Source organism: Lactococcus sp., assembly GCF_036648155.1.
Taxonomy (GTDB): Bacteria; Bacillota; Bacilli; order Lactobacillales; family Streptococcaceae; genus Lactococcus; species Lactococcus cremoris.
This window is the reverse complement of the sequence record NZ_JAVXIY010000012.1, coordinates 14,254-33,432: the sequence shown is the minus strand read 5'-3', so window position 1 is coordinate 33,432 and position 19,179 is coordinate 14,254. Positions and strand designations below refer to the sequence as shown.

The window sequence follows — 19,179 nt, the reverse complement described above, 5'->3', positions numbered from 1 at the left end:
AATTGATGAATTATAAAACATTTATTTTACTGACAGAATGAGCGAATTAAAATAGGATTGTTCGTCAGAACTGTCTATTTAAACATCTCAGCTTTTGGGACGAAATCTCCACCAAGATATTTCTTAGAAATCTTAGCCAAGCTACCATCAGCTTGCATTTTAGCTAATACTCCATTCACATCTTTTTGAAGCTTTTGCCCTTCTTTATCTTTACCGAAAAGGAAATATTCATAACCGTCATGTTCAGCATCGCCAGTATCCATACTGATATCTTCAATTTTTAGATTATCAAATCCTTGTTCTTTAACAGCTGACTGTAAAGAAATTTTATCATAAAGCATGAAATCAATCTTACCTGATTCTACTTGTGTGAAACGAGTATTAATAGAAGTGGAATCTGCTGAGTAACTAATTTTAATTTGTTTATCTGGATTGGCTTTGTTCCAATCTTGAATTGATTTTGTATAATTCGAAGCTGGATTACCAATTGTTGATTTTCCAGCCAAATCTGCCAAGGTTTTATAAGTTCCAGATTTCACAAGAACAGCGTTATTAGATTTGGAAAGCGGTGATGAGAAATAGTATTTTTCAGCTCTGCTTTTTTCCCAACCAAAATCATTAGCACCCATTTGATATCGACCAGAATCAATCCCTGGCGCAATTCCAGAAAAGTCTGTGGCTTGAAATTTCACACTGTATTGCGGCAATTTTTTGAAAACAGCACGAGCGACTTCAATATCATAACCAGTTAAATTTCCTTGACTATCTGAATAAGTAAATGGTTTTGTTGCACCATCTGTCGCAATTACAATTGATGTTGTTTTATTATCTGACGTCTTTTTTGAACCTGAGGAGCATGCAACCAAAGTTCCAGCAGCGATAAGTGAAAGAGCAGCAAATGTGACCTTTAGTGATGTTCTCATAAAAGTTCCCCTTTAAAAATTTGATAGACCTATCTTAACATGAACTTAACCAATTTGCCATAAAAAAAACTTATAGCCACTTTTGGCTATAAGAATAACAAATAAAAAAAGTAACGATATATCATTACTTTCTTCTATTATATTTAGTATTCTAAGGCAAAATCAGCTGGCATATCGGTAACTGAACTGATCTTAACTGATTCTCCTGGTTGCGGGGCATGTATAACCTGACCATTTCCAAGATAAATTCCTACATGGTCCCCGCCGTAAAAGATAATCAAATCTCCAACTTTGGCTTGGTCGAGTGCTACTTGTTTGCCACTTGCGATTTGGTCCCAAGTGGTACGACCAATTTCTTTACCTAAAACTTCTCTATAGACATAGCCTGTGAATCCTGAGCAATCAAAGCCGGCTGGTGTAGTTCCACCCCAAACATAGGGAACACCCATATATTTTTTAGCTGTACTTACAAGCTTATCAGCTCGTGATTGAACTTCTTTGGCAACACTTTGTGTTTTTTCTACTTTGGATACGGCACTGACTGTTTCATTCATTGTTTTTGTTAAAACATCAAGTGAACTAGTCGCTGCTGACAGATCTGTCAGTGAACTTTGCGCGTCATTGTCTTCAAATACTGAATCTGCTTTTGCAGGATTAGCAATCATGGCAGCACTAAAACTTGCCATAAGTGCTGCGGAAATAATTATTTTTTTCAACATTGTTAGCAAGTATAACACAAAAAAACCGCCTGACAAGCGGTTTTACAAGCTTTTAATCTTTTGTAAATTTGTTACCAAAAAAATTTACACTTAATTTTACAGTAACAAATCCCTTGAAATCCATTTCTAAAATAATCCTGAGATTTTACCATCATCAGTCACGTCCATTTTTAAAGCAGCAGGATTTTTGGGCAGACCTGGCATCGTCATCACATCTCCTAAAAGAGCAACAATAAATCCAGCACCGATTTTCGGAATCAGCTCACGAACTGTAACCTCAAAGCCTTCGGGAGCTGCTAATAGATTCGCTTGGTCTGAAAATGAATACTGCGTTTTAGCCATACAAACCGGCAAGTTATTCCAACCATTTTCTTCAATTTCTCTCATCTGACGCTTAGCTTTCGGAGATAAATTAACTTTGGAACCGCCATAAATTTCTGTCACAACTTTGTCAAGTTTTACTGACAAGGGTTGATTTAGCTCATAAAGATAGCGGAAATCAGGTTTTGCTTGTAACATTTCTGACAGTTTTTCAGCCAAATCTAAACCACCTTCACCACCTTTAGCAAAAACTTGAGTTAGTGAAACTGAAACACCCAAAGCTTCTGTCAGTTCTTTTAAAGTTGAAATTTCTGACTCTGTATCCGATGCAAATTGATTAATCGCTACAATCACTGGCAGGCCATAACTTTGCATGTTTTTGATATGCCGTTCCAAATTAGCAAAACCTTTTTTAACAGCCTCGACATTTTCACTTGTCAATTCTTTCTTATCAACGCCACCGTGCATCTTAAGCGCACGAAGCGTAGCCACAATTACCACAGCATCAGGTTGTTTCCCTAACTGACGTGTCTTGATATCCAAAAATTTTTCACCACCAAGGTCAGCTCCAAATCCTGCCTCTGTAATGACAATATCAGCCAATTTAAGTGCTGTTTTTGTTGCTAAAACAGAATTACATCCATGGGCAATATTAGCAAAAGGTCCACCGTGAATTAAAGCTGGCGTTCCTTCAATTGTTTGAACAAGATTTGGTTTAAGGGCATCTTTTAGGAGCATTGCAATTGCCCCCTGAACCCCTAAATCTCCGACACTGACAGGTTTACGGTCATAATTTTGTGCGATGACAATTCTTGCTAAACGCTCTTTCAAATCACTGATAGAAGTCGCCAGACAAAGAACAGCCATAATTTCGCTAGCCACCGTAATATCAAAACCATCCTCACGAGGAACCCCATTAAGCGGTCCACCCAGTCCAATCGTTACATGACGCAAAGCACGGTCGTTCAAATCAAGCACGCGTTTCCAGATAATTCTTCGTGGGTCAATATTTAAAGGATTCCCTTGATGAAGCGAATTGTCCAGAAAAGCCGAAATTGCATTATTAGCCGTTGTAATGGCATGAATATCTCCTGTAAAATGAAGATTAATATCTTCCATTGGAAGAACTTGAGCAAATCCACCACCAGCTGCTCCACCTTTAATTCCCATGACCGGACCAAGAGATGGCTCCCGTAGAGCAACCATTACATTTTTATCTTGTCTGGCAAAGGCATCAGCAAGCCCCACTGTCACCGTCGATTTACCCTCACCCGCTGGTGTAGGGTTAATAGATGTCACTAAAACCAATTTCCCATCAGTTTTCCCGTCAAACTTTTCCAGCACATCTAAGGGAATTTTTGCCTTATATTTCCCATAAAGTTCAATATCATCAAAAGATAATCCTATTTTTTCGGCAATTTTAGTAATTGGTTGAATTTCAGCAGCTTGGGCAATTTCAATATCTGTTTTCATAATTCTCCTCTGAAAATATAAGCTTAAATTTTCTTTAAATCATACTAATTTTAATATTATTCTAACAAAATTTTCTATAATTTACTCTCAAAAATATTTAATATAGTTCCTTTGGTCAAAAATTGTTCGGAAATAAAAAAAGACTAGCCTCAGCTAATCTTTAGATTTTCTCAATTTTAACTGCTGTTCCGTAAGCAGCGACAGAGTCAATATTTTGGAAAGTTGATGAGTCAAAGCGCATGGCAACAATCGCATTGGCTCCTTTTGCTTTCGCTTCTTCTTTCATTCGACCAATCGAAGTTTCACGAGTATCATGTTGAAGCTTTGTATAACCATTTATTTCGCCACCCACAACAGTCTTCATTTGTTGACCTGCACTTGAAAATAAATTCCGAGAACGAGTCGTTAAGCCAAAAACTTCCCCATAAACGTCTGTAATTCGGTAACCAGCCACTTCATTGGTGGTCACAATAAGCATATCATCCATATATTCCTCTTTTCATAAAGCATAAATTTAAGATAATTATATCACGACTTTAAAAATAATCAACAATTTTTATTTAAAACTTCTAGTTTTGGTAGAGCACTTCAAATTCTTCACAAAGAACATCCATATCCGGCTGATAGATGCCTAATCCATTCCAAAAATCCTGATGAACTTCTCGCCAATATTCTAAACTTTGGTCTCCCTCGCCTTCCTTGTAAGCATGTTCCGCACTCACTTCAGAAAATTTTCGAACATATACTTTTGAAGTCCTAATTGCGGCTCTTGGTTGACCCTTCCCATCTAATAAAATATCAAACTTCCCATCAACACTTGGCAATGGTTCATCTTCACCATAATCAGCCAGAGAACTTGCAGTCGCACTCTTTTTCCCCACTAAAACTAAGTTTAATAATTCATCCGCTAGTTCAGGCTCAGTAATTGGACCATCAACCTCATTACAAAAAGCCCAAGCCCACCTAAAATTTTCGACTGCTAAGCCTGATTCTTTAATAAATTTTTCGTAAGTCATCTTTTCTCCTTTGTTTGAAGGAAAACTTAATTTCCTAATTTATTCCATCATATCAAAATTTTTGTCAAATACTATAAAAAAGGGAGGACAGCTCCCTTTTTTATTATTTAATCTTTTGTTTTGACTCTAGGTCTTACCCAAGTTTTACCTAAGACACCTAAAAGGAGTCCTATAGCAAAAATCAATACCCAACGCCAATCAAAACTTTTTACAAGCTTGTTTACTTTTGGTGTTTGGTTTGTTGCCGTCAAAGGTTTAGCAAAGAAATCAAAAATATTATTAGAATCTACATTACTCGTTCGAGTATTTGAAAGTACCGTTGAAAAATTATCAAAATATTTTTTGCTGTCTTTCAAATCACTTGTCCCATTATTCAATAAACTGTCAGTATTATTGATAACTTCTTTTGCCGAGTTTTGTGTGTTCGTCACTTGTGTTACCATTTGAGTAAATTCGTCTGCGTTACTCTTAATAACTTGAGCACTAGAAGCTGTATCTTTGGATTCTTTAGCCGTAGAAGTCACTAAACTAGAAATAGTTTTATAAAGTGAGTCGCTACCACTCTTATCCGTATAAAGAGCTGCCTCTCCTTCTTTATATTCAGACCATGTTTTTTCCTGAAGCGATTTCGTATCATTAGTTGTCCAAGACTTATATTGACTGTCAATATCTTTCATAGTTTGCTCATACCAACTATTCAAATCTTCCGAAACCTTACTAAAATAATCACTTGGCAGATTATCTGTTAACTGTTGTTTATCATTTTTAAGACTTGCAATCGTCGTCTTCAAACTTGCTAGAGTATCAGTAACAGATTTGATATTACTATTAGCACTATCAAGGAACTTTTTAATATCCTGTCCATCTAGACGACTGGCAATATCACTTTGGTCCATATTTCCATACATTTTATAAACAGACTTTTCATCCGCTGTACCTGGGAAATCTTGAATATTCATCATATTCCTATATGTTGCACCAGGTGCACCATATAAGTAAGCAATCAAAGTACTAGCTGTCTCGATATTATTTAAAAGATGAGTAATATCACTGAATTCATCTTTACCCACGTACTCAGAGATGCTATTAGCTGGCTTCATGTAGAATTCATCTTTAGAAGAATCTGCTCCCCAGTTAAAAATCAGACTTCCTACAGAATTTGCTTTCAAATTAACATCATAAGCAACAGTATAAGTCTCCTTTGAGCTTGTCGAAGCTGTGTTGTCCAAGACAATAGAGTCAGGATTAGTAAAATCTAACCCCGTCCCTGAGGAGTTTTTTTCATCAAATATTACATCTGCACGATCTATACCACTAGTTTGATAACTTAAAGTATATTTTTCCCCAGCTGGCACAACAATTTTTAAAGTCTTTGTCACCTTCTGCTCGGTATCATTCACAGTAGGTGCTGAGGTAAAATCAACCTTAGGAGTTGTTATAGCATAATCCGTCGCATAATTTTTGAGAACACTAAGTTCATCTTCATATTTTTGTCTTTGAGCAAATGTCATAGAACCATTAGCTACAAGTGTGTCAAAGAAATCTTTATAGTCATCCACATCAACAGAAATACTCAAAGAAGGATTATTTGAATTATTTAAGAGTTCTTTTATTGTGCTTGTATATGAAGTGTCTTTTAAGTTATCAGTTTTACCAAAAGAGGCACTTAACATATTTCCCATGGCAACCCTCGCATTATCATCAGTTGCCTTAGAGGTGAAGTCAGTATTATCTACTGTTGGGTTGACATCCGCATTAAAAAATTTCAAATATAAACTTTTTTCTAGCGTTAAAAGATCACTTTGATTATTCTCCAAATTAGTGATTTGGCTATCAAGATCATCTCTTACATCACTAATTAAATTATTATAACCAACAATCTGATCTTTTAAACTTGCGTATGCCCCAATCTCATGACCCGTTTCATCTTTGTCATCAAACTTTTTCATCGTTTCAAGTGCTTTTTCATAAGCAGCAGTATATTGTTTATAGTATTCCGAGCTATCTGAATCAGCTTGATCCGTTATTCCTTTATTAGCATTTGTTATGTTAACATTAGCTATTTTATTTTGATTATCGAAAAACTCAGTTAAATCAGGTAGAGTTCCACTAAAAGATGAACTATTACTGTCCAACATTCCAGTTACTGACTTTGTAAAACCATTTTGTGCTTCAACCCAACTGTTATTTGTTGATTTTAAACCATTGGCTTGTGAAACAACTGAACTGTAAGACTCATCTGTCGTTTTAAAGGGACTAGAAACCTTATCTTTAAGATTCGTTAAAATCGTTCCCTGACTTGTAACAACATCTCCCATATTAGTTTGAGCATTCGCGACATTTCCTGCAACCGAAGCATAGTACATTTTTACAATTGAACTATTAAAATCATGGAGTACACTAACAATCTTATTTTGTAAAAGATTATCAGTCAACTCTGACTTAGAGTTCAATACCTTGTAATCTACTTCTGCTTTTTGTGGGTCAACCGCCTGTAGCGTCAAAATATTATGCGTAAAATTCTGTGGAAGATAAATTACTCCCTGTACAGAACCATCAGCATAAGCACGATCCGCTACCGACCGCGAAACCACCTGCCAATTATATTTACTATCATTTGACACGAGTTTTACAAAGGATTCTCCAAAATTATAATTTGTACTATTAAAATTTCCCGATTCATCCTCATCAACTAAAGCTATTGTTGGTTTAACTGTCTCTGTCTTCTTTTGAAGGTTTTTACTCAATAGTACGAAGAAACCGACCGAACAAATCAAAAGAAAAATTATAACACCTGATGAAATCAGACGAAACTTTCTCATTTTCTTTTCAAATTTATTCTCAGAAGTTGAGGCTTTTTTTATTTTTGTTTTATTTTTCATACTGCTTTTCCTTGTTTAAAATACTATGAATAGTCGCAAAAACATGACTATCTTAAAGCATAATCAACCGATTCAATTATTTGATGAAGGTAAAAATCTAGTTAAATCAATTGGCTCTTTTACAGGGATTATTTCTAATTTTGAAATATCAACATCCTTGACCCAACACCCAACTTCAAGTTCAAATCCTTCAATATTTGTTTTAGCTGCTGCACCATAATCATTTGTTCCTGCAAATAAAGTAACCTGCGGATAAGTAGAAATATCTGCTCTAAATCGTTCTCCTTTATAAACCGCTTCATAATACAAATCGTAGGCATTGATAACTACCTTTAGATTGTCAGAATTATTAATCAGTAGTTGGTAATATTCTTGGTTTCTTAAATTTTTTCTTAAAACAAAACCATAATCAAGGTATTTGGAATCATTTTCCACTATTCCATACCCTTCCGAAAATCCAACTAGAGGATATTCTTTACCTGTAGGTAGAAACGTAATATAACTCCCCTCTTTTTTATATTGCTTAATCATCTTAAATCTATCCAGCTTCCTTCATTTGTCATCGGTTCAATATCATATATTGCAACAACTGTATCTTTCCCATTGATTACTTCATGAATTGTCGAGCTTCGGATATTTTAGAAGACAGAAATTCAGTTGATTGGAGAAACATAATTGTCAGGGAGTTTTCCTTTCCAATCTATCCATGCTTTTTCTGCTAGTGGAATAAGTTTTTCGAGTTCTTCTTGTGAAAATAGTTTTTGATTTTTAGGATTGGAAATAAGTACAATAGGTCGCTTTTCTGCTCGCTCTTTTTTTACTTTATCTTGTGCTTCTTGGATGGCTGGCCAGACACCGTAAGAGGCCTTATGCATCAACTCCTCCCCCGTTCTCTCACCTGAAAGATATGCACTGTAATCCTCTTTATTAATCTCCTTGATATGTGTGGTTAGTCGAGAATCATCCCACTTTAACTCATAGTTTATACCATCTGATAGTACAAAAAATTGAGAGAGTCTATCTTCATTAATTACTTTCATTTCTGTCATTATTAATTAGACTTGTCTCCTTTTAGCCGCTCTTAACCCAGTTTCCCACCTTACTCGGAAATTATCAGCTGCTTGTGGTTCTTCATTAAAATATTGAACTCCTTCGGCAGTTGCTTTTTCACTAGTCATGTAAACACTGTATTGATTGTTTTTATAGTCCAATCTCAACTGGTCACTGGTAAGAGCTGAAGAAGATAATATACTAAATGGTTCATTATAAGGATTATTATCTTCAATATATACTTTAAGGTCTCTGATAAACATCTCTTTATTTGTTATTGAGTTTTTCCATAATTTTTCTGCTGTCTTCTAAATCGGACTCACAGGACTTTATCCCCGCATCCCACATTTTTTTGAATAATGCAACAACCTTTTCTTCGTCATCAAAAAATATCGGACTATCATCATGAGCCTTTTCATTTAGACTTGAAAGTTTATATTTCCCATTCTCCAAATCAATTCTCATCTGGTCATTTGTAATAAATTTATCTTCCAGAATACTTACTGGAAAATTGTAAGGATTGGTATTTTTTACATATATTTTCAATTCATTAATATTCATTTCTGCCATTATTAATTAGACTTGTCTCCTTTTAACCGCTCTTAACCCAGCTTCCCACCTTACTCGGAAATTATCAACTGCTTGTGGTTCTTCATCAAAGTATTGAACTCCTTCGGCAGTTGCTTTTTCACTAGTCATGTAGACACTGTATTGATTGTTTTTATAGTCCAATCTCAACTGGTCACTGGTAAGAGATGAAGAAGATAATATACTAAATAGTTCATTATAAGGATTATTATCTTCAACGTATTCTCTAAGTTCTTTAATTTTCATGTCAATGAATATTTGAGTATAAAAGTATAAATATCAATAAGATATATCTATTTTTTCTAAAATATCGTCCTCAAAATTTAGCTTAAAGTTATATGATGTTCTTCCATATTTATCAGCTTGGTCCATACTTCCTGTACCCACAACAGTGACATAATTAGAAAATTCTTGAAAATATTCTAATTTAAAATATTTTGGAGCCTTAAAAGCAATAACTATATTACCATCTTTATCATAAACTTGAATATCTGTATTTTCTCCATATATCGCTAACGTCATATTTTTTTGAGGAAAATAACTTACATTTTCTAAATTATACAGCTTAGCTCTTCGTTCTTTCTTCCCCTTCTCCCAAATTATTTCGCCAGTTTTCAAATTATATTCTAATAATATTTTTCCGGTATAGCTAAAATAATATACTAAATCCGTTACGAAATTTTCGCCAGTTTCGATTTTAATGTAGCCGTTCGTTGAGTCCTCAGATACAAAAATAATATTATTTAATTTTTTTTGGACACTATCCCCTTTGTATTCCCAACTAACCACATTGTTTAAAAATTCTAAATTTTCAATCATCTTTTTTCCTTTATTTAATACTTCTAATTGACACAATATCTACATAATCCATAAGTGTTTTCCCCTCAGGGAGAACAAATTGAAACTGCTTTCCTCCCCCAGGTAAATACTGGTCTACTTTTAGGTCTATTTGAGGACCAACAGTTCCTTCCAACGCAGGCAATTCCATACCATCTTTTACTCTATATTGCACTACTTTTCCAACGTCTTCTTTCCATCCCACTTTCACAGCAAGGTTATTTCTGACATAGTCAATATTTTCGATAGAACCTGAAGAAGTAGCAAACCCTCCTGGACTTGTAGGTTTTTGCATCGTGGAAAGTGCCATTTCAAAGCTATCTCCTGATTTCATGCTGATTTTTTCTGGAATATAATTTTTGGGCCAAGGAGATTGCTCTTTTACTAATTCGTAGTAATCGTCCACACTTGCCGTAGGATTTTCTTTAAGAAAAGCGTTAAGAGTATTTTTGGAACCTTTCCCTGCTTCAAAAGTGCTAGAAACTCCAGCTCCCAATTTTTCTTCGCTCATAACCTTATTGAAATTCTTCTGAACATCATTCTTAGGTAAGGCATCAGCTTCTCTACCAATTTTATTAAGAACCGACTCACTTCCGCCTGCGTGTGCAAAAGCATAATTTGGACCTTTTCCTTCAAAAATATCCCCAATATTGTCTAAGGCACGTCCCGGCATCGTTGCTAGATTTTTCGCATTGCTCAAACCTGATTTACCTAAGGTTTTGGTAAATAGTCCAGCTTTTGAAAGCAAGCTATCTGCCTCAGAGGCTTTGGCAACATTCGCCGCTCCCTTGATTTCTGCTCCTCCAACGAAAAGGCTCACTACATTAAAGACTGTTTCACCATAAACTTCCATGTTGCCACTTCGGAGTTGGTTCCAATAATTTCCTAAGCCTTTTAGCATTTGTTGCTGAGCAGTGGAGTTGGTCGCAAGAGTATAAGCTCCTTTGCCTAAATCATAGACGTTCAATTGTGCCATTCCAGAAGCCATGCTTCCAGCACCTTTGGCAAATCCATTAACGAATCCACCGACACCATCATTTCCTAGCCATTTGCCTGCACTATTATTATACCATTTTCCAACCTGGTCACTGACCATCCCAGCAAGATTAAAACCTTTACCTGTCGTTGCCATCGAAGCATGGTTAATAGCACTATTCAATCCCCCAACGATAAGCACTGCCCCAAAGGGAGCACCAACGCCAGTTACGACCATTGCAGTCCCTACAACAATTTGAGCCGTATCTAGGATTAAGCCCCAAATTCCTTCTTCTTTGGCTTTCTTCTCTGCTGCTTTGGCAAGTCGCTCTTGGTCTTTGGTATAGTCTTTATTGATACTGGTCCAATCATCCTTAAACTCTTTCTGATTCTTACTATCCATAGCATAAGAGGCATTAGTTTGAAGAGCATTGATAAAGTCTTTGCTCATCAAACCACTAAAACTTCCTGCTTTATAGTCATAGCCTCGGGGCACCTTTAGCGTACTCTTTAGTAGGCTTCGCGTTTGGGCAAGTAAGTCTTGAATTTGGTCAAATCCTGACTCCTTTTCTTCCTGTTTGTCCCATTTCTCCATCAAGTCTTTGGCAATCTTTTTCATGTCATCCATTTTTTGAGCGACATTTTTGAGATAAGAACTTCCTGCACCACCTAGATAAACAATTCCTTCGGCTTTATCCGAAATCGCCTTGAGTTGAGACGCAAGGTCTGTGAAGTCCGACCGGTGGTCACCAAGTTGTTTTTGATGTTCTTCTAAATCTTCGCGAACAAGTTTGAAATTATGATTCCCGTCAACCTCTAAATAGCCTTTAACATACTTTCCTAAAACCATTTGATAGTTAGTGAGGGCTAGACTTAATGTTTGAATCAAAGTTAAATGAACTTCGCCAATATAGGCTTTCATCGAGTCAGCGGCTTTCCCTTTTATACTATTGGTACTCGCCAATTGATTGAGGGCTTGATTCAGCTGGTCAAGGGGCTTCGTTCGATTTTGCAGACCACTCGCAATACGTTCTGCAAGATTGGTCAGCTCATCATAATAGAGTTCATCATTACTCATTTTTTACTCGCCTCCGCATCCGTCTGTTCAATATTAACAGCCACTTGGCGAAATTCTTCTAAATCTTCAACAACCATATCTCCATAAGAAGCAATTAACTTTGAGAGGTCGTCGTAGATTTTGAAAATTGTTTTGATATGGTCAACTTTCAGATGTGAGTCACTTGTATTCAATCCATTATGGACATTGGCGACTTCTGAAGCGATTTTTCCAACATTCATTGTGACTGTTTCATAGCCACTCTTATCTAGTTCTTGATGTGACATAAGTTCCTCCTAAAATGTTGCAATCGCAAGTGCTTGAGCTTTTTTAGCAACATCTTTAATTGACCAAGCCAAACTATACATTTTGCTTTTACAAGTTGCTATAGCATCTTGAATTTCTGGGTCTACCTTGGCTAATTGCGAAGCAGCCTCATGATACTCTTCATCAAACTTGTTACTTTTAACATCACCTGCCCAATCATTGGTTCCTGCCAATCTATATTGAGTGAAATCTAAATTATAAACCGAATAACGGAGAGTATTTAATTCATTCATATAGCTATTTATCTTTTTTACTCTTGCGAGTTTTTCATCATCGGTCATTCACTTTCCTCCATATCAAGAACTGAAGCAAAAGGATCATCATCCTGCTCCAAATCAATTGTAATTTCTTCAGAAACAACTTCTACATCTTCATTTTGCTTAGAGGATAAATACTCCTCTTTAGCTTGAAGCAATTGTTCAACCATTAACTCATCGTCATCATCTGAGTATGCTTTAGAAACAACTTTTAAAATATCTTCTTGATTGAAATAAGCTAAATTCTCATCAATCATTCCTTCTGGATAGAGAATTGCACCGTAATCAAAATATTTGTCTGCCACAACATTTGCCCGGTTTACAATCATGAGTTTTTTAAGAGCACCTTTAATAATTACGATACTTCCAAGTGGTAAAAGTGTTTTTTCTTCTGTCATTTTTTTATTTTCCTTTATTGTTTGATTTGTGTTTTAAGTTATAAAAAGGGTCATAAGGATGAGCATTATCTTTAGATAATGGCACAGCTTTTGGAGTTACCCCTTCTTTTTCTACTTGCTTCACAGCAGGAGTGTGAGTGGGAATAGAAACAGTTTTTTCATTTTCTGTTGATACCTTGGTAATCGTTTTTGGAGCATCAGTAGCATTGCCAAGTTGAGTTTGGACAAATTCTTCATCCAATTTATCTTCATAACCTTTTTGGATAACTTCAATAATATTTTGTGAGCTAATTGTGATTGTTTTATATTTTGCGGATTGACCGTAGGGATGAGGAACTCCTGCATATCCTGCAATGATTTCCTTACCTTTTTTTTGAAAACCTCTGGAGATAATGATATACAAGCTATCATCATCTTTTATTCTAACGGCAGACCCTAGAGGCAACAATGTAGGAGTTTTTTCAGTCATTTTGTTCCCCTTTCGTAAATTGCGGAAGTTTCATCTTATCGAAACTAGAGCCCCCTCGTAAAACAAAGTATGCATCTTGCAAATTGAGTTCTGGTTCACTAGAACGACTTGGTGTTTTAATCAGCGGGCTTTCATAAGCTCTTGAACCAATCAGACCAGTAAATTTCAACTGACGAACCGCCTTTGAAATTTCATCAAAACTCTTAGCAATATATTCATGTGGACTAAAGATAAGAATATCTAAACCAGATTTATAGGTATTTTTCAAGGCTGAAACGAGGTTGACTGCTTTAATATTCGTTTTTTGTACAAAATCTTGCAGATTACTGATAACAAGAAGCATTGGTTCTCCTTGTTCATGATTTCGTGCCAACTGCATATATCCGACCATGCCATTAAGAATTTCTTTAGCATCTTCTTTGTCCGTAATCAATGAAACATTATTAGGGAGTTCTGTACCAGTCAATGTTTCTTCAAAACTCTCATTAAAATCAACTAATAAAACATTTGTTTTAATTTTATTGATTTGATGAAGCAACAATTGTTGGAAGAGCATGTTTTGGTCATCATCCATTGGTGCAAATAGAAAATAAGGTTGTGCTTTTGGAACGAATCCTAAAGTATCTGTCGTTTGATAAGACATTTCCAATGGAAGTTTTTCTTCTTTTGACCATTGAATAACTTCTGTAAGATTATCAAAGGCAGATATTGGAAGTTCTTCTGGTGTCATTGGAATTTTTGCAGGTCGCTCACCAGTCCATGATTGATTCAAAGTATTCACATCATTTTCGATATTTTCGAGTAATTCCGTGGCATTTTCCCCCTCTGCTGGAAGATAAAATTGAATAGCCGTTGGAATATCCGTCACAACTTGACCACGTCCAGCAATTTCAGCTTGTGTTACACGGTCACGCCCCATAACAGTAACTACTTCTGATTCGTCATTAAGGTAGAGGGCAAATTTTGTTTGAATATTAGCCGTCATATTCATGCGGACAGCCCCCACTCGCCCAGCAGACAAGATGAGATAAATCCCTGAAGCTGCACCTTCACGTAAAAGTTGAATTAAAAGATTATCAATTGCTTCTTTTTTAGGATTTTGTTGTGCTAAACCATCATAACTATCTAATATATTAATAATTAGAGGAAGTTTTTCTTTTGTTTTAGCCTCATATTGCGCCAAAGAAGCAACACCAACTTTTTTGAACAAACGTTTTCTCTTAGCCAATTCAGACGATAAACGTTCCATCATTTTTTCAAGTTTTTCAACTTCTTCTAACATCACAATATCTGCTACATGAGGTAAATCTTTGAGCGGTAATAGACCATTATTACCAAAATCAAGGAGATTAAATTGAAGACTATCAGGTCTATTTTGTTTAGCCAAGTTCATCACGATTGTTTGTAAAACAGTTGACTTACCATAACCTGGGCTTGAGAAAATTGCTGTATGACTTGATTGAGAAATATCGTAGTTATAAACTTCTTGAGATTGTTGACTAGGAATATCTAGCAAGCCTAATGGAATTTTAGTATTCACTTTCTTACTCAATTTTGTTTTTGGCGTAGCAAGCTGTGTCTCCAAATTTGGCAACCAAGGCTTCGCAGGTAAGATTAATTCAGAGCTTTTAAAGACTTCTCCAATCCCTTCAATTACTGCTTCTAATTGACTTGGTAAATCACTCACATCATGTCCTTGAACAATATCTTCTCCTGGATCATAAGCAATTTCTGTTTGACCCAATTCAGTGATTTTATGAATTCGTTCATCAACACTTTCTGCATGCACAGCATCTGGATCATAAGGAATCCCTGCATAACCAGATTGGAATAACTCATAAACTTCATTTTGTCCAACTTTTAGATAACCACGACCTGGTTGAGTAATATGTGCCGCATCATGAGTTTTAAGTAATTCATTTGAATCTTGTTCACTTGCCATTTTGAGGGCTATTTTACTGGTTGAGTTGGCTTCAATTTGGTCATTGACAACTCCTGATGGTTTTTGCGTTGCAAGAATCAAATGCACCCCTAATGAACGACCGATACGCGCAACCGAAGTTAACTCATCAAGAAATTCTGGAACATTAGATTTTAATTCAGCAAACTCATCGGAAACAAGAATCAAATGAGGAATTGGTTTGTCAGGATAGTTAACATCAGGTTTTTGATTAAATCTCTGTTTATAAAGACTCATATAACCATTGATATTATTAACTCCATACTTGGCAAATTCTTTCATCCGTTTATCAAGTTCTGCTTTGATAGAAGCCAAGGCACGTGCTGTTCCTGCATCATCCAAATTGGTAATTGAACCCATAAAATGAGGTAAACCGGCAAGTGTATTAGCAATCCCCCCACCTTTCCAGTCGATAATCAACATTCCAATATCTTCCGGTGAAAAGTTAATTGCAAGTCCAATTAGATAAGTTGTCAAGAATTCTGATTTACCAGAACCTGTTGTCCCTCCGACCAAGGCATGGGGACCATGAACACGTTCATGTAAATCCCAATACATGTATTCTCGTTTTCCTCGCCAACCAATTAAGGATTTAATTGATTTATTTGGCTCGGCTTCTGCCCAGCGTTCTTTGATTTTTAAGTCTTCAATTGTTTTCACTTCATATTGTTCAAGTAAGGAAAGACTCTCAGGTATCGCATTCTTCTCTACTTCCACATGTTCTAAATTAGAAAGTTGGCGGAGATTATTTTCTAATTCTGGCAGAGCACTGTAGGGTTCAAAAGCTTTTGCCACGTATATATTATTATCATTAATAATTTCACCCGCACTTTGATTTTTATATTCAACAAGCGCTGTTACGGTCTCTGGAAGAAGTTTTTGATCTTCTTTAGCCCAAATAACTGTGACTCCCAAATCGCTCATATCTTCTGCAAGAAATTCGTTGATTCCATGCCCTGCTAAATAAGAATCGTCCAATATTGATAATACATAGTGAGGAGAAAATTGTGGCTTTTCTTTTCCAGCTTCCTGTAAAACTTGCTTACGTTTGTTTAGGAGTTGATAAAAACTACTTAAAACAATATCTCGTGTTCTGGCATCATGAATGAGCCCTCTCATTCCTAACTCTTGAAGTTTGTAGTGTGGAAGAAGTCGCCAACTTGCCCAATCTTGACGATAGCTTTTTTCTGGAACAAGGCTAATAAAGTTGACGTCACGATATGAATGGAAAAAAGCTGTTTGGAGCAAAAGATTTGAAAGAGCTGTTTTTAGAACAGAGTAACTCCCAACAAGTCCCAAGGTCTGAGACATTATATTTATTGTTGCTGGAACATCACGTTGAGTTGAATAATATTCAACAAGTTTCTTCACTCTATTACTATCTTCATCATTGTCGCGGTCATTAGTATCTGATTCAATCTTTAAATTTGAAGATTGATTTCCTATTCCTAAAGAAATTTCTAAGAAATCTTTGTTGTTTGTCATTCGTTCATAAATTCGCGAATTATACGTAGCAAGCATTTCTGCCAGAGCAGTTGGTGAAGGATTTTTAAAATTTAATATTTCTGCTTCTTCTTCATATTTTTTAGCAATTTCAGCATTAATATTGATGAGATAAAAATCGTAGTTTTCTTGACGTTTTTTATCTTCGAGTTTTCGTTCTTTCTTCTCATTAACATATTGAGAAACTGTAAAAGCGGTGGTAATGATGCTCATAAATCCCATCCCTAGCATCATTAAAGGATTACGTCCTGAAAGAACACTTGTAGCTCCTGTAACTGCTAACATTCCAATAGGAGGTAAAATCGCTTTTAAAATTTCATTTTTACCAGCTTTTTGAGCTGCCTCAATTTTTTGGATTTTAAATTTATCCTCGGGTGCTTCTAAATGAAGTCTGGGGCTTCTACGATATTTTGGAAAATCTTCGGGAAATTCTATTGTTTGATTTTGCTTCAAAAAATTCTTTTTAGCAAAGCTTACTTGATTAGAGAAAATGGTGATTTTCCATTGCCTATCTCTTTTTTCAAGTAGATAATCTGGACTTAAAATTTGAAAACCTGTTTTTACTTTTTCAATAAACTGATGACCGTTTATAGACTGATTATTGAGATACAAAAAATCCTGTTTTACATCTATACTTAGACTATTTTCATGAATAACAACTTGACCATCACTTTTAGTGTTAAAAGTAGCAAGTTTATCTGGTCCAATAATGAAATGGTCTTTTTCATTTATAATAAAGAACGTTGTTTCAGCTGTTTGTGGAGAGATGACCAATACTTCTAAATCATCTAGATTTTCTAACTTAGAATATCCTAGTGAAATGGTATTCCCATTAATAAACAACTCATCATTAAAGGTACTAAAAATCTTATCTGAAAAATTAACAGAAGGTCGATGTTCTGACAAAGTAATTTTTTGGACTCTTTCTCCTAAAAGATAAATCACAAACACAACATCTGCAGCGTTTAATCGATTATCTAAAAAAAGCTGTTGCTCTTTTGTATCTTCAATAATCTCGAATCCTGTCTCACTCATACACTCCCCTTATTTTCCAAGACTTTTTGTTAATTCTTGGATTTTCTTATTATAGTCATCCAAGAGTTCTTGTTTCTTAGCCCCATTCATACTTGTGTTTAATTTGGTTGTTTCGTAAAGATTAGTATAGGCTAAAAGCGTTAACTGATTATCTCCTAAATTTTGAGCGAGATTTAAGGCTTGATTAAAATCTCCTCTTCCTGAATAAACCCAGTAGTTTAGAGAATTATCGTCTGATTTTGTCGAAACACTATTCAAAATTGTGTCTTTCTGAGTTCTAGCCAAATCGGATAAATTTACAGAGCTCACAGCCAAAATATAGCGAGCGGATTTTGGCAATTGCTTTGGAGAATATGTTTTCAAGTCCATCTGAGTTTTTGCGTAATTGTTAGTCAAAAAATCAGTTTGCGCGTTAATGATAGCATTTTGTTTCTTGTTATTATTATAGTAAGAGTAGGTAAACCAAGCTAAAACAAGAGTGATGACAATAGCAGAGATTCCAAAATATTTAAAGAAGCAATAGTTTCCTTTGGAAACAGCGACTTGCTTTTGATTGACCTTCGTTGTTTCTTTAATTACTTCTCGGTTGATAAAACTACTTAACTCTTTTAAATCTTCAAATTCATTCACTCGTTGTCCAAATTTATCATTAACTGATTGAGTCGAAGAAACAAAAGATTCAAAAGAATTTTTGGGATGAAAAATATTAAAAATTAAAGCCTTATATAATTTCAAAAACTCATCTTGAGACATTTCTACGGGAGTAATTAAATCTTTTAAACCAAAATGTACAACGAAAAGCTCCTCTCCTTCAAGAAATATATTTTCTGGGTGAAGAAACGGAATGGTATATCGATCACTCAAAGAAGTAAGAACAGAGAGTTTTTGAGCCAGTTTTAATTTATCCAAACGTGATTTTGCACTGTGCATAGCAGAATTTAAGCTAATTGAATTTTCTGGTAGTTTGTAGGAAATTTCAACAGCTTCTTCCTCTTCCGTAATTTCAAATGTTTCTGGAAGTTCATTAAGCGCCGAATCTTTAAACTGCGTCCTTAAAAGCTTCACCTTAAATAATGTTTGACTTCTTTCTACTTCTAGTTGTTCTTTTCCATTAGATATTTTCATTCATCTACTCCTGTGTTTTCATTAATAGGAACAATACTAAATACATCACCGCTTCCTATTGGTAAATCTTTTATTAAATCCGTATCATCCATTTTAATTTTTTTATTTTTTAATTCTAAAGTCCAATTTTGAGGTAATCTTGAACCTTTGAGTGCTTGATGCATCAACTCCGTTAATCGACCAAAAGTAACCTCTGTGGGTATCTGGTAATCAATTTGTTGCCCCATAAACTCAATACTAATATCAATTCGTGTATTCATATAC

General features: G+C 35.3%; 20 protein-coding genes. All 20 read right to left on the bottom strand.

The genetic code is table 11. The features are described from left to right. Positions 1 to 74: 74 nt before the first annotated feature. The 20 genes from RSC39_RS11140 to RSC39_RS11045 all read right to left on the bottom strand — a co-directional run bounded on the left by RSC39_RS11140 (position 75) and on the right by RSC39_RS11045 (position 19,175). Positions 75 to 923, bottom strand: coding sequence for an amino acid ABC transporter substrate-binding protein (locus RSC39_RS11140; protein ID WP_332537230.1), 849 nt, complete (start codon positions 921 to 923; stop codon positions 75 to 77). A gap of 143 nt (positions 924 to 1,066) precedes the next feature. Further along, positions 1,067 to 1,642, bottom strand: a complete 576-nt coding sequence (locus RSC39_RS11135) for a C40 family peptidase (RefSeq protein ID WP_332537228.1) — start codon at positions 1,640 to 1,642, stop codon at positions 1,067 to 1,069. A 126-nt stretch (positions 1,643 to 1,768) separates the two neighbouring features. Further along, on the bottom strand, positions 1,769 to 3,436 hold the full coding sequence (locus RSC39_RS11130; RefSeq protein ID WP_332537226.1) for a formate--tetrahydrofolate ligase: 1,668 nt from the start codon (positions 3,434 to 3,436) through the stop codon (positions 1,769 to 1,771). 160 nt (positions 3,437 to 3,596) lie between these two features. After that, positions 3,597 to 3,923 carry a heavy metal-binding domain-containing protein gene (locus tag RSC39_RS11125; RefSeq protein ID WP_063281322.1) on the bottom strand — a complete coding sequence of 109 codons (327 nt, stop codon included), beginning with the start codon at positions 3,921 to 3,923 and terminating at the stop codon, positions 3,597 to 3,599. 82 nt (positions 3,924 to 4,005) lie between these two features. Further along, positions 4,006 to 4,452: an ASCH domain-containing protein gene (locus tag RSC39_RS11120; RefSeq protein ID WP_332537222.1), complete on the bottom strand. Its 447-nt coding sequence runs from the start codon at positions 4,450 to 4,452 to the stop codon at positions 4,006 to 4,008. A gap of 107 nt (positions 4,453 to 4,559) precedes the next feature. Further along, positions 4,560 to 7,334 carry a type VII secretion protein EsaA gene (gene esaA / locus RSC39_RS11115; RefSeq protein ID WP_332537220.1) on the bottom strand — a complete coding sequence of 925 codons (2,775 nt, stop codon included), beginning with the start codon at positions 7,332 to 7,334 and terminating at the stop codon, positions 4,560 to 4,562. A gap of 72 nt (positions 7,335 to 7,406) precedes the next feature. Then, positions 7,407 to 7,865: a hypothetical protein gene (locus RSC39_RS11110; protein WP_332537218.1), complete on the bottom strand. Its 459-nt coding sequence runs from the start codon at positions 7,863 to 7,865 to the stop codon at positions 7,407 to 7,409. 122 nt (positions 7,866 to 7,987) lie between these two features. Then, on the bottom strand, positions 7,988 to 8,383 hold the full coding sequence (locus RSC39_RS11105) for a hypothetical protein (protein ID WP_332537216.1): 396 nt from the start codon (positions 8,381 to 8,383) through the stop codon (positions 7,988 to 7,990). Positions 8,384 to 8,389: 6 nt separating this feature from the next. Continuing rightward, positions 8,390 to 8,647: an Imm59 family immunity protein gene (locus tag RSC39_RS11100; RefSeq protein ID WP_332537214.1), complete on the bottom strand. Its 258-nt coding sequence runs from the start codon at positions 8,645 to 8,647 to the stop codon at positions 8,390 to 8,392. A gap of 4 nt (positions 8,648 to 8,651) precedes the next feature. Further along, the gene (locus tag RSC39_RS11095; protein ID WP_332537212.1) at positions 8,652 to 8,945 is read right to left on the bottom strand and encodes a hypothetical protein; all 294 of its coding nucleotides are present in this window, start codon (positions 8,943 to 8,945) and stop codon (positions 8,652 to 8,654) included. Positions 8,946 to 8,960: 15 nt separating this feature from the next. Next, positions 8,961 to 9,218: an Imm59 family immunity protein gene (locus RSC39_RS11090; protein ID WP_332537210.1), complete on the bottom strand. Its 258-nt coding sequence runs from the start codon at positions 9,216 to 9,218 to the stop codon at positions 8,961 to 8,963. Positions 9,219 to 9,251: 33 nt separating this feature from the next. Further along, positions 9,252 to 9,791, bottom strand: coding sequence for a hypothetical protein (locus RSC39_RS11085; RefSeq protein WP_332537208.1), 540 nt, complete (start codon positions 9,789 to 9,791; stop codon positions 9,252 to 9,254). 10 nt (positions 9,792 to 9,801) lie between these two features. Beyond that, on the bottom strand, positions 9,802 to 11,862 hold the full coding sequence (locus tag RSC39_RS11080) for a T7SS effector LXG polymorphic toxin (RefSeq protein ID WP_332537206.1): 2,061 nt from the start codon (positions 11,860 to 11,862) through the stop codon (positions 9,802 to 9,804). Continuing rightward, positions 11,859 to 12,128, bottom strand: coding sequence for a hypothetical protein (locus tag RSC39_RS11075; RefSeq protein WP_332537204.1), 270 nt, complete (start codon positions 12,126 to 12,128; stop codon positions 11,859 to 11,861). Before RSC39_RS11075 ends, RSC39_RS11080 begins: the two co-directional genes overlap by 4 nt. A gap of 9 nt (positions 12,129 to 12,137) precedes the next feature. Next, a complete protein-coding gene (locus tag RSC39_RS11070; RefSeq protein ID WP_332537202.1) occupies positions 12,138 to 12,449 on the bottom strand; it encodes a hypothetical protein in 312 nt (103 codons plus the stop codon). Next, positions 12,446 to 12,823, bottom strand: coding sequence for a DUF4176 domain-containing protein (locus RSC39_RS11065; protein WP_332537200.1), 378 nt, complete (start codon positions 12,821 to 12,823; stop codon positions 12,446 to 12,448). The genes RSC39_RS11070 and RSC39_RS11065 overlap by 4 nt, the downstream gene beginning before the upstream one ends. Before the next feature lie 4 nt (positions 12,824 to 12,827). Beyond that, positions 12,828 to 13,292: a DUF4176 domain-containing protein gene (locus RSC39_RS11060; RefSeq protein WP_332537198.1), complete on the bottom strand. Its 465-nt coding sequence runs from the start codon at positions 13,290 to 13,292 to the stop codon at positions 12,828 to 12,830. After that, positions 13,285 to 17,790, bottom strand: a complete 4,506-nt coding sequence (gene essC, locus RSC39_RS11055; protein ID WP_332537196.1) for a type VII secretion protein EssC — start codon at positions 17,788 to 17,790, stop codon at positions 13,285 to 13,287. The genes RSC39_RS11060 and essC overlap by 8 nt, the downstream gene beginning before the upstream one ends. Before the next feature lie 9 nt (positions 17,791 to 17,799). Next, the gene (essB, locus tag RSC39_RS11050) at positions 17,800 to 18,915 is read right to left on the bottom strand and encodes a type VII secretion protein EssB (protein WP_332537194.1); all 1,116 of its coding nucleotides are present in this window, start codon (positions 18,913 to 18,915) and stop codon (positions 17,800 to 17,802) included. Further along, the gene (locus RSC39_RS11045; RefSeq protein WP_332537191.1) at positions 18,912 to 19,175 is read right to left on the bottom strand and encodes an EsaB/YukD family protein; all 264 of its coding nucleotides are present in this window, start codon (positions 19,173 to 19,175) and stop codon (positions 18,912 to 18,914) included. Before RSC39_RS11045 ends, essB begins: the two co-directional genes overlap by 4 nt. Positions 19,176 to 19,179 lie beyond the last annotated feature (4 nt).